Consider the following 16,005-nt stretch of genomic DNA (forward strand, 5'->3'; position numbering starts at 1 on the left):
TTAGAGGGCGGATTTTTTGGATAAGGATTTAGAATGAAAAAGTATAGGTGATAAAAATGATAGCAACGAAGGATATACGTATAGAAAAAGATTTTTTAGGTGAAAAAGAAGTACCAAGTGCAGCTTATTATGGTGTACAAACATTACGTGCCGTAGAAAACTTCCCAATTACAGGATATCGCATTCATCCATCACTCATTACAGCAATGGCAATTGTGAAAAAAGCGGCGGCACTTGCGAATATAGATACTGGTTACTTAGCTAAAGACATTGGACATGAAATTGCAGAAGCAGCGCAAGAAATTGTTGATGGAAAGTTTCATGATCAATTTATCGTGGACCCTATTCAAGGCGGAGCCGGAACTTCTATTAATATGAATACAAATGAAGTAATTGCGAATAGAGCATTAGAACGTATGGGATATGAAAAAGGTGCGTATGCGAAAATTAGCCCAAACACTCATGTGAACATGGCCCAATCAACGAACGATGCGTTTCCAACAGGGATTCATATTGCAACTCTTATGATGTTAGAAAAGCTTCTTATTACAATGGAAGAACTTCATTCTGCTTTTCGTAAAAAAGCAAAAGAGTTTGATCACGTTATTAAAATGGGACGCACACATTTACAAGATGCAGTTCCAATTCGCCTTGGACAAGAATTTGAAGCGTATAGCCGAGTGCTTGCGCGCGATATAAAAAGAATTAAACAGTCTCGTCAACATTTATATGAAGTGAATATGGGGGCGACAGCTGTTGGTACAGGATTAAATGCAAATCCTACGTATATTGAACAGGTGGTAAAACATTTAAGAACGTTTAGTGGGTTCCCACTTGTTGGTGCAGAGCATTTAGTTGATGCAACGCAAAATACAGATGCATACACAGAAGTATCTGCAGCACTTAAAGTATGTATGATGAACATGTCTAAAATTGCAAACGATCTTCGTATTATGGCGTCTGGGCCACGTGTTGGGTTGGCTGAAATTCAATTGCCAGCACGTCAGCCAGGTTCATCGATTATGCCAGGTAAAGTAAATCCAGTTATGGCAGAAGTGATTAACCAAGTCGCATTCCAAGTAATTGGAAATGATCATACAATTTGCCTAGCATCAGAAGCGGGACAATTAGAGTTAAACGTAATGGAGCCTGTGCTTGTATTTAATTTAATTCAATCTATTAGTATTATGAATAATGGATTCCGTGTATTCCATGAATATTGTATTGAAGGAATTACAGCAAATGAAGAATTGCTGAAGCAATATGTTGAGAAAAGTGTTGGAATTATTACAGCAGTTAATCCTCATATTGGTTATGAAGCAGCATCTCGTATTGCACGTGAAGCGATTGAAACAGGAAAATCTGTTAGGGAGTTATGTTTAGAGCATGGTGTACTGACAGAAGAGGAATTGGATATTATTTTAGATCCATTCGAAATGACTCACCCTGAAATTGCTGGAGCTTCTTTATTAAAAAATAAAGAAATGTAATGTGAAAACACCGATCCATTTGGATCGGTGTTTTATTTTTAAAAGATATTAAATACAGCGTTTAATTGAAGTAAGCTAATAACAGCTAAGAAGATTAAACTGTATTTCATTGCTGTTTTAAATAGAGCAGATTCTTTACCAACTAGTCCAACTGCGGCACAAGCAACTGCTACAGATTGTGGTGAAACCATTTTTGCCATTGTACCACCTACTACGTTTAAGGCAACGAGTGTAGAAGGAACGATGTTTAACTGGTCTGCTGTTACTGCTTGAAGTGGTGCGAATAAAGAACCACTTGAAACTACTGAACCTGTAATGAATACGCCAATCCATCCTAAGATTGGAGAAAGAACTGGGAATGCATTACCAGTAGAAGAGAATGCAAGTCCAAGTGTAGATGACATACCAGAGTAGTTCTCTACGTAAGCTAATGCGATAACGCTACAAATTGTATATACTGGAGCTTTTAATTCTTTCATTGTTTCAATCATTAATTCTTTAACCATTTTACCTTTTACGCGGTAAACGATAAGTGAAACGATAATTGCTAGTACAATCGCAGTAGTTGTAGAAGAGAATACATCAAATTTGAAAACAGCTGCGAAAGGTGTATCAGCTTTTGTAATTGGTGTAGTTTTCATAACAGCATTATGAAGACCAGGGAACTGAATGTTAAATACTAAGTTTGCTAACGCACCATCTGGAGCAAATAAAGCTTTAATCGGTTTTAAGTTAAAGATTGTTACAAATGCAGTTAAGAATACGAATGGAGACCAAGCATATAAAATTTGATTGAATGTATGTGATACTTTAGTTTCTTGTTTTTCTTCTTTAGTAGAAGATTTTGGTTGCCAAACACGTAAGAATAATGCAAGAGAGATCATACTTACAACGGCTGCGAAAATATTAGTAAGTTCTGCGCCTAAGAAGTAAGTTACAGCGAATTGAGTAATAGCGAAAGAAACACCACTTACAAGAATACCTTGCCAAGTTTCTTTAATACCTTTAATTCCATCGACCATTGAAACAAGTAAGAAAGGTAAGATAACACTAATGAAAGGTAAAATAAGAACAGTTTGACGACCAATAGTTAATGCGTCAAGTTGAGTTAATTGTGCTGGTACTGTAACTGGAATACCCATAGCACCCATAGCACCACCAGCAATATTAGCTACTAAACAAATACCTGCTGCTTTTAATGGATTAAAGCCCATACCCACAAGTAGTGCAGCTGTAATAGCAACTGGAACTCCTAGACCAGCTGCGCCTTCTAAGAAAGCACCGAAAGAATAAGCGATTAATAATACTTGTAAACGTTGATCATTTGTAATGCTTGAAATACTATCGCGAATAATATTGAATTGCTCTGTTTTAACAGTTAATTTGTAAAGGAAAATTGCAGCGATAACGATAGTACAAATTGGATAAAATCCAGATAAAACACCGAATCCGGCAGATGCTACAGCTACTGTTGCTGGCATTTTATAAACAAATATTGCAAGGATAATAGCGACAATCACACTATAAAGACCAGCCATGTAACTTTTCATTTTGAATCCCATTAAACAAATGATGAAACAAAAGATTGGAAGTGCTGCGATTAGTGCAGATAACCAAATATTGTTTAACGGGTCATAAATTTGTGTCCAAGTACTCATAATAATGACAACTCCTATCTATTATATGTGAAGAAATTCACATTATTTGTGAAACAATTCACAATCAACTTACATGCTTAGTATATTCTCCTTCAACACTATTGTCAACGTAAAAAAGTATAATTATTCCATAATAGTGTTAAAAGAAAAGCTTTGTTCATAAAGTAGACAAAAAACACACTCAAATGAATTTAAGTGTGCTGTATAAACTATGTGCATATTATTTTGCTTATTCAGATGGCATGTTCCTTATAGGCGTATATTAGATGAAGTCTTTTATATTAAGTATAAAGTTTGATATATGCAATTATCTGTCCTGTTTGATCTAGTGGGGGGAACGGTGAGTGGATTTAATAGGAAGTTTTGCACAACAATCCAACCGCTTGCAATACGAATAAAAAATAAGAAACAAATTTTTAATATCACATCATCTCTTTTTACTGAAAATTCCTTTTAGCGTAACAAAGAGGTTAATTATAGTTCAACTACATTACGATAGGTTATCAATTATAGACGGTATTTTACAATACCGTTACTGTGCATTTCAATGAGGTGAAAATATAACAAAAAGCCTGATAAAACAACGTTTGCAAGCAAAGTATTCGTAGGCCATTATTTTGCTTTTTCGTTATATCATATAGTATAATATTCAAAATCAGCAAGGATTTTTTCCTGAATTTTTGCTGATGAAGATGGAAAAATTTTTCGGCTTTATAGGTTGATAAAGTTATGTCGTAACAGGAAATATAAGAACAGATATATAAATAAATAAAAAGAACATAAAAACGCAAATAAAAACGAAAATGAGGGGAACTTTATGAGCCAAAATCAATTCGAATGTCGTATTTCAGAAGAAGATGTACAAATGTTAAGAGCGTTAGCTCACCCACTTCGTCTACGTCTAGTAATGGAACTTATGCAAAGAGGAACATGTAATGTAACACAGCTACAGGAAGTATTAGAAATTCCACAATCAACTGTTTCACAACATTTAACGAAGTTAAAGCAAAATAAAGTAGTACGCTTTGAAAGACGAGGATTAGAAGTGTATTATCAAATCCATAATGATAAAGTAAGTGCGGTAGTAAAAACATTATTTTCTTAAAATTTGAATATTATGGAAAAAGACGTGTAGAATATACGTCTTTTTTTATTTGTCAGAAAGGTAGCGAGAGAGTAAATATTAGCATGTTAGGAAGAAATGACTATCAATCAACATGCTGCCTTACGGAATATATTCTAAAAGGAAAAGAAAAAATAGAAAGGAGTGTAGTAAGCAAAAGGAGGGATAGTAGTATGGATGTGAAACGTGTGAAACAAATCTTATCTTCTTCAAGTAGAATTGACGTTACATATGAGGGCGTACCAGTATGGATTGAGAGCTGTGATGAGCAGAGCGGGGTTGCTCAAGTGTATGATGTATCTAATCCTGGAGAAAGCGTTCACGTGAACGTGACGGCTTTAGAGGAGAAGTAATAGAAAAGACGCTTCTAAAATTAGAAGCGTCTTTTTTGTTATTCCATCATATGTGCAATTTTCTTAGAGAACATAAGAAGTACTAATCCCAGTACGATTACGATAATACCGATGCTTGCGAATACTTCTAAATATCCTAAAGATTGAGTGAAAGCAGCTAATTGTCCTGCTAAGAAGTTTGCACATCCAGTACCAGCTAACCATACACCCATTAATAATGATGCTAATTTAACAGGAGCGATTGCACTAACCATAGATAATCCGATTGGTGATAAGAATAATTCACCGATTGTATGGAACATGTAAGTGAATACAATGAATAGTAAGTTTGCCTTCATTGTAATGTTACCTTCATCGCTACCAGTTTTTAGAACAGCTAAAGTTAAAACTAAGTACCCGATTCCTAGTAAAATCATACCGAAAGCCATTTTTGTAGGGATTTTTAAATCACCATTTTTTGTTTTTGAAAGTTTGATCCATAAAGCTGAAACAGGTAATGCTAGTAAGATAATGAATAGTGGGTTTACAGATTGGAACCAAGGTGTTGGAATTGTAAATCCACCAATTGTACGATCTACGAACTTATCTGTGTAAAGTGTTAAAGAACTACCAGCTTGTTCAAAGCCTGCCCAGAAGAATACAACGAAACAAGTTAAAATTAAAATTGCAGCTGTACGTTTTTTCTCTTGTGATGTTAAAGGTTTTTTCTCAATTACTTTTGCAGTCTTTTCTTTAGACTTTTTACCTACAACAGTTGTACCAATTGTTCCTAAGTAACGAGGTGCTAAGAAATTAAAAGCAACCTGTCCAATGATCATACCGATACAAGCTGTTAGGAATCCATATTTGTAATCTGTGAAGTAACCGCAAATGAATGGAGCGATAAGAGCTCCTAAGTTAATTCCCATGTAGAAGATAGTGAAGGCACTATCACGACGAGAATCGTTGTCGCTATATAATTGACCTAGTAAAGTCGAAATATTTGGTTTGAAGAATCCATTACCAATAACTAATAAGCCTAATCCTAAAAATAGTCCAGTTTTTGTATTCATTGAAAATAGTACGAAGTTACCAATCGCCATAATGATACCGCCAATAGTAATGGCATGTCGTTTCGTAATGAAATGGTCAGTTAACCAACCGCCGAGAATCGGTGTGAAGTATACTAACATTGTGAAAATACCGTAAATTTGAACGGCAACTGCTTTATCAAATCCTAAACCGCCACTTACTAAGCTCGTTGTTAAATAAAGAACTAATAAGCCACGCATTCCGTAATAACTAAATCTTTCCCATGCTTCTGTAAAGAACAACAAGTATAACCCTGGTGGATGTTTTTTTGGTGATTGTTGCTCTCCAGCTTTGTCTAATTTTAAAGCTGCATCCATTTTTGTTTCCCCCTAATCCTGTATAACGGATATTTATGTAATCATTTTAATTTACAAAATATTTAGAAGTCAATAGAATTATATGGAAATAGAAAGAAAATTCCTAAAAAAGTTCTATTTTTCTTCGACCGTTACTGTATTTTGCCCTGAAAACGAGATGATAAGCGTTTTCAAATGTAATAATTGAATTCTAAAAGAAAATAAAATAGTGATTAATCAGAAAATTTAGATTAAAACATTTATTCTGATATAAAGAAAATATATTCTATTTACTTTCTCAATATAACATATTGGGAATAAAAATACAAAACGAAATAATGTGACATTTAAGTGAATTGAAAAATAACCAGCTCCACAGAAGGGAGCTGGTTAAGGAAATATTATTTAACAAAGCGTTTTTCGATGTCATCTAATAGTAGGTTAGCGGCCATTACGCCACCAGCTGTATTCCAAATAACGTCATCAACTTTGTATGCTTTACCATTTTTTACTGCATTTAAATTTTTAAATAGAGGATCGTTTATATACTCTTTTTCTAGTTCAGATCCTTTTTTCTCATTTCCTTTATCGAATGTGAAGTAGAATAATACGTCACCATCCATAGCAGAAATACGCTCTTTAGATACGTTACGCTCTGCAAAATCATCTTTATTTTGATCTCCAGGACGTTTAAATCCAAGTTCTTTTAAAATAACACCAGAGAATGTATCGCCATGATAAATACGAACATCACCAGGCATGAAACGAACCATAGAGATTTCTTGGTTTACTTTATCGCCAAGTTTGCCTTTTAAATCTTTTATACGTGATTCGTAATCAGCTACAACTTTTTGACCTTCTTTTTCTTTATTTACTGCTTTTGCATAAAATTTGAAGTTATCTTTCCATTCACCACGTAATGTTTCTGAGAACACAGTAGGTGCAATTGCTTTTAGTTGTTCGTACACTTTTTCGTGGCGCATTTTATTACCGATAATTAAGTCTGGTTTTAAAGAAGCAATTGTTTCAACGTTAACTTGTCCTTCATCACCAACAACTTTTACATCTTTCATTTTATCCTTAATATGTGGATACCATGGGTCACCAGTCCAAGACTTTACAGCACCAACTGGTTTCACACCTAATTCAAGTAAAGCTTCAGTTCCTTCATTTGTTAAGATAACTACACGTTTTGGATTAGCAGGAACTTCTGTTTTACCCATTGCATGTTCTACAGTAACCACTTCTTTTTTATTATCTTCTTTTGTAGATTCTTCTTTGTTATTTGATTTTCCACAAGCGCTTAAAAGCATTGAAAATGCTAGTAAAAATACAAATACTGTAAACGATTTCTTCCGCATGAAATTCATTATGTACCCCCTACATGTTGAGAATATTTTTCAATAGCAAGCATGATATTAAGCCTTTATCTTTTGATTGTCAATACATATGGGTGAAAATAATTCTCATTTCCGTTGACAATGAGAATTAAGTTGAAATACACTAACAACGTATCATTATACATTGAAGGGGAAACGCTGCATGTTATTAAAAACAAATCGAGCAAAATGGATTGGATTATTTGTTGGAATCATTGCAGTCGTTATTTGTATTTGGGGAAGTATTATTTTCGGGTATACAAATACGAGTTGGAAACTAGCATTGGATGCTTTTTTCCATTTTAACGGTTCCAATGAACATATTATTATTCAAAATGTACGTCTGCCTAGGGCGTTAATTGCAGCTAGTGTTGGTGCTAGTTTAGCCATTGCTGGTTGTCTTATGCAAACTTTAACTAAGAATCCACTTGCTTCTCCAGATTTTATTGGATTAAATTCAGGTGCTGCGTTCTTCATAGTTGTAGCAATTGTAATCTTTTCAGTAACATCATTATCAGCTTTCACATGGATTGCCTTTTTAGGAGCGGCGGTTGCAGCTGTACTTGTATTTGCTTCTAGTTCTTTAGGAAAAGAAGGAACTACTCCTCTTAAGTTAACGTTAGCAGGGGTCGCAATTAGTGCGTTATTTTCATCATTAACACAAGGATTACTTGTGTTAAATGAAAAAGCACTTGAAGAGGTATTATTTTGGCTTGCTGGATCTGTGCAAGGGAGAAAGTTAGAAATTTTACAATCTGTATTCCCATATTTATTAATAGGATGGATTGCATCTCTTATGATGGCAGGGAAAGTAAATACATTAATGATGGGGGAAGACGTTGCAAAAGGGCTTGGACAACGAACGATTTTAATGAAATCATTCGTACTACTTATTATTGTCCTGTTGTCTGGTGGTTCAGTTGCGGTCGCAGGTCCAATTGGATTTATTGGTATTGTTACCCCGCATTTTGCCAGATTTCTAGTTGGAGTAGATCATAGGTGGAGAGTACCGTATAGCGGTTTATTAGGTGCAATACTATTAATCTTAGCTGATATAGCAGCAAGATATGTCATTATGCCACAAGAAGTACCAGTAGGAGTTATGACAGCATTTATTGGAGCTCCATTCTTTATTTATATTGCACGTAAGAGAGGGCTTAGCAAATGAAGAAGTATATTCCGTTTCGTATAGGGAAAGGCGGGCCCTCGTTTTTAATGTATAAACGAGCTTGTCTCGTCTTGTTGAGTTTACTAGTTGTTTTAATAGGATTATTTTTTGCAAGTGCAGGTATGGGAGACATGAAAATTGCTCCTTATGATGTATGGCAAGCGATCACTGGAAATGGCGATGCGATGTCTAACATGGTTGTAAATAAGTTTCGTATGCCGCGTATTTTAATTGCCATCCTCGTAGGAATTGCGCTTGCTGTAGCAGGATGTATTTTACAAGGTCTCGTTCGAAATCCACTTGCTTCTCCGGATATCATCGGGATTACGGGCGGGGCAAGTGTTGCAGTTGTATTGTTTTTAGCTATATTTAGTGATAAAAATAATGCGCTAACTGTAAGCATTCATTATATGCCGTTAGCAGCCTTTGTTGGGGCAACGATTGTGGCGCTTTTTGTATATTTATTTGCATGGAGAAATGACGGGTTATCGCCGATTAGTCTTGTTTTAATTGGTGTGGGGTTTTGGGCATTAACGAAAGCGGCAACGACTTTGTTTATGTTGTTAGCACCAATTTATCAAGCGAGTCAAGCGAATGTATGGATTACAGGTACTGTTTATGGTTCTTCATGGCAAAACGTTATGGTGCTTGCACCGTGGGTTCTCATTTTAACGGTAATATCATTTATAGCTGCTAGACATTTAAATGCGCAAGAGCTAGGGGATGATATTGCGGTAGGACTTGGTGTTCCTTTAACGAAGTCACGCGTATTCATGTTATTACTTAGTACGGCTTTAATTGGGGGAGCAGTTGCCTTCGCTGGAGGAATTGGATTTGTCGGTTTAATGGCACCTCATATTTCACGAAGGCTAGTTGGTTCTTTATACGGTGCATTACTCCCAGTTGCAGCTATTGTTGGTGCAATTCTAGTACTTGCTGCAGATTTAATTGGGCGTACAGTTTTCACACCACTTGAAATTCCAGCAGGGGTATTTACATCAGCAATTGGTGCACCTTATTTTATTTATTTACTTTATAAAAGTCGGAATTCATAAAGGGAGATGAATATGCAAAAAGCATTGGAGACGAAACGTTTGACGTTGTCTTATGGTGAAACAATTATTATCGATGAGTTGAATTTAGAAATTCCAAAAGGTGAAATTACAATCTTTATCGGTTCCAACGGTTGCGGGAAATCAACTTTATTACGTTCACTAGCTAGATTATTAAAGCCAACAACTGGCGACATTTTGTTAGATAATCAAGCTATTCAAAGTATGCAAACGAAGCAAATTGCTCGTCAAATGGCAATTTTACCGCAAGGACCGCAAGCACCTGAAGGGCTTACAGTATTGCAACTTGTAAAACAAGGACGCTATCCATATCAAACATGGCTGAAACAGTGGTCAGAAAAAGATGAGGAAATGGTACAGAAGGCACTTGCAGCAACAGGTATGACAGAATTTGCTGAGCGTGATGTGCATGCTCTTTCAGGTGGACAACGACAACGTGCTTGGATTGCAATGACGCTTGCACAAGATACAGATATTATTTTACTGGATGAGCCTACTACATATTTAGATATGACTCACCAAATTGAGGTGCTAGATTTATTATTCGAATTAAATGAAACAGAACAAAGAACAATTGTCATGGTATTACACGATTTAAATTTAGCATGTCGCTATGCAGATAACATTGTAGCCATCCAGGATAAACAAATATATGCACAAGGTAAACCTGAAGAAGTGGTAGATGAGAAACTAGTACGTGATGTATTCCGAATGGAGTGTCAAATTAGTACGGATCCGTTGTTTGGAACACCGCTTTGTATACCTCACGGAAGAGGAAGACGTGTAGTTAAAGAAGTTGCTCAGGTAATGAGATAAAAAAACGATGAGTGATTCATCGTTTTTTTTATTTGGTACAAGAAAATAAGAGGAAGAGAGGAATACGTAAGCGACGTTTATACTCTTCTTCATTTTGAAAATAGGTTGGATTTGGTGTAGCTTCTTTTAATGATGTAATGGTAAATCCAGCTTGCTGTAATAATGTGAAATAATCTTCCGTTGTACGATGATATTTAATAACTTCTTGGTCAATCCATGGTTCAACCCGTTTGCCTAGTTTAAAGTAATCATCGACGAGCCAACTCGTTCTTTTACCACTTGTTTGTAAGCTTTCAAACGAAGAAGTAATAACGGGATGTTGAACGCTAAAGGTAAAGGTGCCATTTGTTTTTAAAGTTTGAAACACATTTTGAAAAATGGTATCAAGATGTTCAATATAATGTAAGGCGAGTCTAGATGTTACTAAATCAAAAGTGGAAGAGGGGTAGGTATAATCTTTGAGGTTTAAAAAATGAACAGATCCATTTTTATTTTCTAGTTGTTTTTTAGCTTTTTCATACATAAGTTCAGAGCCTTCAATGCCGGTGTAAGAGTAGCATCCCTTTTCTAATAATTCCGCGCCAAACTTAGCATCACCACAGCCTAAATCGAGAATTTGTTTTCCTCGTACATGACCAATGAGCTGAAAGAATACTGGTTTTTCAATGGATTCATTTGGGCTATTTTCTCGGTATCTTCGTTTCATATATTGTTCGAAAAATGCTGTGTTATTGTATACATCAGATTCTGTAAATGCCATGTTTGAAACCTCCTGAAATATTTTTTTAATTCTATCAAATATGAAAAGTAAATAATAGATTTATTGTAATGAATCATATATAATCTAAAATTGTAAGCGGTTACTTTAAACTATTTTTCTATAATAAATTCTGAAAACGTGTTAAGCTAGTAGAGGGATTATTAGAACTATTAAGACAATAATCCGCTTACATGAACGATGGGAGGCTTCACGATGTCTAGTAAAACACTTGCGAAATTTTTAGAAGAAAATTTAGAGGATTTAAAATCAAAGGGGCTTTATAACGTAATTGATCCGCTTGAGAGTTCAAATGGACCGATCATTACAATTGGCGGAAAAGAATATATTAACTTATCTTCAAACAACTATCTTGGATTAGCAACAGATAGCCGTTTGCAAGAAGCAGCAATTGGTGCTATTCATAAGTACGGTGTTGGAGCAGGGGCTGTTCGTACAATTAACGGTACTTTAGATTTGCATATTAAGTTAGAAGAAACAATTGCAAAGTTTAAACATACAGAAGCAGCAATTGCTTATCAATCAGGATTTAACTGTAATATGGCAGCGATTTCAGCTGTTATGGATAAAAATGATGCAATTCTTTCAGACGAATTAAACCATGCTTCTATTATTGATGGTAGTCGTCTATCAAAAGCAAAAATTATTGTTTATAAACATTCGGATATGGAAGATTTACGCCAAAAAGCAATTGCGGCGAAAGAATCAGGTCTTTACAATAAATTAATGGTAATTACAGACGGTGTCTTTTCAATGGATGGAGATGTTGCAAAACTACCAGAAATTGTTGAGATTGCAGAAGAGTTAGATTTAATGACATACGTAGATGATGCACACGGTTCAGGTGTACTTGGAAAAGGTGCAGGAACTGTAAAGCACTTCGGTCTTTCTGATAAAGTTGATTTCCAAATTGGTACATTATCAAAAGCAATTGGGGTAATTGGTGGATATGTAGCAGGGAAACAAAACTTAATTGACTGGTTAAAAGTTCGTTCACGTCCATTCTTATTCTCTACAGCATTAACACCAGCTGATGCAGCAGCTTGCATGAGATCAATTGAAATCTTAATGGAAAGCACAGAGTTACACGATCGCTTATGGGAAAATGGCCGCTACTTGAAACAAGGATTAAAAGAACTTGGCTTTAACATTGGAGAAAGTGAAACGCCAATTACACCTTGTATCATTGGGGACGAAGTATTAACACAAGAATTTAGTAAACGTCTAAATGAAGAAGGGGTATACGCAAAATCTATCGTGTTCCCAACTGTAGCAAAAGGAACAGGGCGCGTTCGTAATATGCCTACAGCAGCTCATACGAAAGAAATGTTAGATGAAGCAATTCTTAAGTATGAAAAAGTAGGAAAAGAAATGGGCATCATTTAAGTAACGACATCTTTTGAATAGCTTGCAAATGAGGAGTGGGGAAAATGAAAAAAATTCTAGTAACCGGTTCTTTAGGGCAAATTGGTTCTGAACTAGTAATGAAACTTCGTGATGTATACGGCGCATCAAATGTTATTGCAACAGATATTCGTGAAACAGATAGTGAAGTAGTAACGTCTGGTCCATTTGAAACGTTAGATGTAACAGATGGACAAAAACTACATGATATCGCAAAGCGTAATGAAGTAGATACAATTATTCATTTAGCAGCTTTACTTTCAGCAACAGCAGAAAAAAATCCGTTATTCGCATGGAATTTAAATATGGGTGGGCTTGTAAATGCTCTAGAAGCAGCTCGTGAATTAAACTGTAAGTTCTTCACGCCAAGTTCTATCGGTGCATTCGGTCCATCGACGCCAAAAGATAATACACCGCAAGATACAATTCAGCGTCCTACTACGATGTATGGGGTAAACAAAGTGGCAGGAGAATTACTATGTGATTATTATCATCAAAAATTTGGCGTAGATACGCGCGGTGTCCGTTTCCCAGGTTTAATTTCTTACGTAGCTCCTCCAGGAGGCGGAACGACTGATTATGCAGTTGAAATTTATTATGAGGCAATTAAAAAAGGTGCATACACCTCATACATTGCTGAAGGAACGTACATGGACATGATGTATATGCCTGATGCTTTACAAGCGATCATTTCATTAATGGAAGCTGATCCAAGTAAGCTAGTGCATAGAAATGCATTTAACATTACAGCAATGAGCTTCGAGCCAGAGCAAATTGCAGCGTCAATTCGTAAACACATTCCGACGTTTACAATGGATTATGCAGTAGATTCAGCTCGTCAAACAATCGCTGATAGCTGGCCAAACTCTATTGACGCAACTGCAGCAATGAAAGAGTGGGGCTTTAAAGCAGAATACGATTTAGACAAAATGACAACTGACATGCTGGCTAAGTTAAAAAAAAAGCTCACAGCTGAGTTAGTGATGAATTAATAGGAAGAGTCGATTCTTAGGAATCGGCTCTTCATTATTTTTGGGAGGAGAGAAGTCTTATGCAAAGAGTTGATGTCGTATACGCACTAATACATGACGAAGAAACAGATAAAATATTAATGGTACATAATGTAGAACAAAACGTTTGGTCATTGCCAGGTGGGGCTGTGGAAAAAGGTGAAATATTAGAGGAAGCACTAATAAGAGAAGTGAAAGAAGAGACAGGTTTAACCGCCTTGGCTGGGGGGCTTGTTGCGATCAATGAAAAATTCTTTGAAGAATCAGGGAATCATGCACTATTTTTTACATTCCGAGCGAATGTAGTAAAAGGGGAACTTATTGCGGAAGATGAAGGTGAAATTTCTGCAATAGAGTGGGTAGATCGAACAATTGCGAATGAGCGTTTCCCATACTATGACGGAGGATTTGAATCTTTATTAGAAGTAGCCATTCCATACAAGTTTCAACCAGAAACAAAGTAATTGAACGAAAAAACAGGAGCCACAAGGCTCCTATTTTCTATTCAATCGTCTTCAGTAATAGTTTTTTCAGCAATGGTTTAATCTTCAATCGTAAATCTTCAGCATGATTTGCAACTAAGAAGTGATGGTTATAAATGTTTTTCATCAATTGATAAGTTGCTTCTTTCGCTTCGCCTTCTTCGATGAAGATACCGATTACTTCCATACCACTTTTACGCGCGAGTTTAACAGCTTCATGCGTATCTAAAATTCCGTCTTGTTGATAGTCTAGCGCAGAAGGCTCACCGTCTGTGAAGACTAGTAAGAATTTATGTTTCTCAGGTCTTTTGGCAAGTTTTTCAGAAACGATACGAATAATATATCCGTCGCGGTTATCTTCTTCTTCACGAAGTTGCATAATTTCTGGACCAACGTTTGGCAACGTTGAGTTTTTATAATTTACAACTTCATGGATAACGTTCGGCTTATCTTCAGGTTTAGCGCTAGAGGCATCTTCCCAAAATCCGCTAATAGCGTGCGGGATTTTTAAAGACTTTAAAGCTTCATGGAATAGTACAACACTCTTCTTCGTTTCTTCCATTTTGTTATACATAGAACCAGAACAGTCAACTAATAGTTGGAATGCAACATCGAGTTCTTGTGACTCTTGTCCTTTTTTATAAAACATACGCGGTTGTTTTTCAGTATAAATACGAAGGAATTTCTTACGAAGTCTTCCGTAATATTTATCACTATTCGCATTCGTTTTATTTTCAATTGTTTTTTCGATAATTTTCTTTAATTCTTTTACATCTTTATTGACGACTGATTTGATAGCTTGGTAATCTTTTTTCTCATCTGAGTTTGGTTTGCGAGCTTCTTTAAATGTATGAGAAGCACCTACATTATACTTACCGTATGCACCGTCGTGCTGGCTAGAAGCGTGTGAAGCCCTTGCTTCTTCTGTATCAGCGCCATCAAAGTTGGATTGTGTACTTTTTTGTGAGGTACCTTGTACAGAACCAAGTGCTTGGTCGCCATCTTCTGATTCACGGGCAGTATCACCCATCATATTAGTTTTTGTTCCGCTTTCTAATTCAAAGCGTAAAAAGTTCTCGTTTTCGTTATTTTTATTTTCACGATGCCATGTGGAGAAACTTTCATCCATTTTGTTTTTATTTTCATCGTCATCTATAAGCTGCGTATCATCATTTGCTAAATCTTCGACGCGACAGTTCTTTTCGTCTGCAAGGACAGATAAGTAAAGTGGAGCATGTCCGAAATAGTTGTTAAGCATATCGCTTTCAAGAAGCGCCTCTAAGCGATAGCGAATTTTCTCAACGATATACATAATATCTTCTGTATTACGTGCTTGGAATGTTTCATGTAAAATCGCTTCAATTTGCTCAAAATATTCATTATTAAACATTTCGTATTTATCGCTAGTTAATGAAAGATAGCATAGGCAAAATAGACGATCACCGTGATAATTACGAACACGGTTTATTTCATTTTGAGAGCCGAAATAATTGCGGTACATTTCTTTTCGACGTTTAAAAACATGCTTCGTGCCAGGACGTAAGTTCTTTACGATTTCCTCAACGCGTAAATCTTCTAATAGAACAAATAATTGTGTTAAAAACTTTTTTAGGGGCGATTCTTGCAATTCAATCGCATAAGAACGAATTAAAGTCATGTCCGAGTAATGTTTATTACCAAGTGCTTTTAAGAACACTTCGCTTTTTAATCCGATTACTGTATCTTCTTCTTTTCGATCATCCCAAAAGTGACTAATGACAACTTTCTTTTCAATTTCGTCGTAGTATGCTTTATAGCCATATTCAAGATAGGCATCGTCTTCTTTTAGAAGGGCATACATTAAGTTTTCCATTTGTAGAAACAGCGACGCATCAATTTTTTTGTCACTAAAAATTTGTCTCATA

The 16,005-nt window shown here is 35.8% G+C and carries 14 protein-coding genes; 9 read left to right on the forward strand and 5 right to left on the reverse strand.

The features are described from left to right. The first annotated feature begins 56 nt into the window (after nt 1-56). Entirely contained in the window at nt 57-1,490 is a 1,434-nt protein-coding gene (gene aspA / locus ES895_RS25960; RefSeq protein WP_098290634.1) for an aspartate ammonia-lyase, read from the forward strand. Between the two features lie 38 nt (nt 1,491-1,528). Here aspA and ES895_RS25965 read toward each other — a convergent pair whose 3' ends face one another. After that, nucleotides 1,529-3,148, reverse strand: coding sequence for an L-lactate permease (locus ES895_RS25965; RefSeq protein WP_044306389.1), 1,620 nt, complete (start codon nt 3,146-3,148; stop codon nt 1,529-1,531). An 817-nt stretch (nt 3,149-3,965) separates the two neighbouring features. On the opposite strand from ES895_RS25965, the gene ES895_RS25970 reads away from it, so the two are divergent. Together ES895_RS25970 and ES895_RS25975 are read left to right on the forward strand one after the other, a co-directional pair. Next, entirely contained in the window at nt 3,966-4,253 is a 288-nt protein-coding gene (locus ES895_RS25970) for an ArsR/SmtB family transcription factor (RefSeq protein ID WP_000081428.1), read from the forward strand. A gap of 191 nt (nt 4,254-4,444) precedes the next feature. Then, a complete protein-coding gene (locus tag ES895_RS25975) occupies nt 4,445-4,624 on the forward strand; it encodes an acid-soluble spore protein H (RefSeq protein WP_000382683.1) in 180 nt (59 codons plus the stop codon). Nucleotides 4,625-4,662: 38 nt separating this feature from the next. Here the strand turns inward: ES895_RS25975 and ES895_RS25980 are convergent, their stop codons facing one another. Then, nucleotides 4,663-6,012 carry a peptide MFS transporter gene (locus ES895_RS25980; RefSeq protein ID WP_000338318.1) on the reverse strand — a complete coding sequence of 450 codons (1,350 nt, stop codon included), beginning with the start codon at nt 6,010-6,012 and terminating at the stop codon, nt 4,663-4,665. A 380-nt stretch (nt 6,013-6,392) separates the two neighbouring features. Further along, nucleotides 6,393-7,361 (reverse strand): ABC transporter substrate-binding protein, encoded by a 969-nt coding sequence (locus ES895_RS25985; RefSeq protein WP_098536590.1) that lies wholly within the window; start codon nt 7,359-7,361, stop codon nt 6,393-6,395. Between the two features lie 172 nt (nt 7,362-7,533). On the opposite strand from ES895_RS25985, the gene ES895_RS25990 reads away from it, so the two are divergent. From ES895_RS25990 to ES895_RS26000, 3 genes are read left to right on the forward strand one after another with little or no spacing between them, the layout of a single operon-like run. Beyond that, a complete protein-coding gene (locus tag ES895_RS25990) occupies nt 7,534-8,538 on the forward strand; it encodes a FecCD family ABC transporter permease (protein WP_000925233.1) in 1,005 nt (334 codons plus the stop codon). Then, nucleotides 8,535-9,593 carry a FecCD family ABC transporter permease gene (locus ES895_RS25995; RefSeq protein WP_000760071.1) on the forward strand — a complete coding sequence of 353 codons (1,059 nt, stop codon included), beginning with the start codon at nt 8,535-8,537 and terminating at the stop codon, nt 9,591-9,593. Before ES895_RS25990 ends, ES895_RS25995 begins: the two co-directional genes overlap by 4 nt. A gap of 12 nt (nt 9,594-9,605) precedes the next feature. Then, entirely contained in the window at nt 9,606-10,427 is an 822-nt protein-coding gene (locus tag ES895_RS26000; protein WP_001167963.1) for an ABC transporter ATP-binding protein, read from the forward strand. 28 nt (nt 10,428-10,455) lie between these two features. On the opposite strand, the gene ES895_RS26005 is transcribed toward ES895_RS26000, so the two are convergent. Further along, entirely contained in the window at nt 10,456-11,187 is a 732-nt protein-coding gene (locus tag ES895_RS26005; RefSeq protein ID WP_000885978.1) for a class I SAM-dependent DNA methyltransferase, read from the reverse strand. Between the two features lie 213 nt (nt 11,188-11,400). On the opposite strand from ES895_RS26005, the gene ES895_RS26010 reads away from it, so the two are divergent. The 3 genes from ES895_RS26010 to ES895_RS26020 are packed head-to-tail and all read left to right on the forward strand — an operon-like array spanning nt 11,401 to nt 14,083. Continuing rightward, complete coding sequence (locus tag ES895_RS26010) at nt 11,401-12,591, forward strand: glycine C-acetyltransferase (protein ID WP_000095905.1); 1,191 nt, start codon at nt 11,401-11,403, stop codon at nt 12,589-12,591. Between the two features lie 44 nt (nt 12,592-12,635). Beyond that, nucleotides 12,636-13,601, forward strand: a complete 966-nt coding sequence (locus ES895_RS26015) for an L-threonine 3-dehydrogenase (RefSeq protein WP_000723129.1) — start codon at nt 12,636-12,638, stop codon at nt 13,599-13,601. 59 nt (nt 13,602-13,660) lie between these two features. Next, nucleotides 13,661-14,083 carry an NUDIX hydrolase gene (locus tag ES895_RS26020; RefSeq protein WP_001189940.1) on the forward strand — a complete coding sequence of 141 codons (423 nt, stop codon included), beginning with the start codon at nt 13,661-13,663 and terminating at the stop codon, nt 14,081-14,083. A gap of 37 nt (nt 14,084-14,120) precedes the next feature. Here the strand turns inward: ES895_RS26020 and ES895_RS26025 are convergent, their stop codons facing one another. Beyond that, on the reverse strand, nt 14,121-16,004 hold the full coding sequence (locus ES895_RS26025; RefSeq protein WP_001248851.1) for a vWA domain-containing protein: 1,884 nt from the start codon (nt 16,002-16,004) through the stop codon (nt 14,121-14,123). Nucleotide 16,005: the final 1 nt, after the last annotated feature.

This window comes from Bacillus sp. 007/AIA-02/001 (genome assembly GCF_004634455.1).
In the GTDB taxonomy this organism is placed as follows: Bacteria; Bacillota; Bacilli; order Bacillales; family Bacillaceae_G; genus Bacillus_A; species Bacillus_A cereus.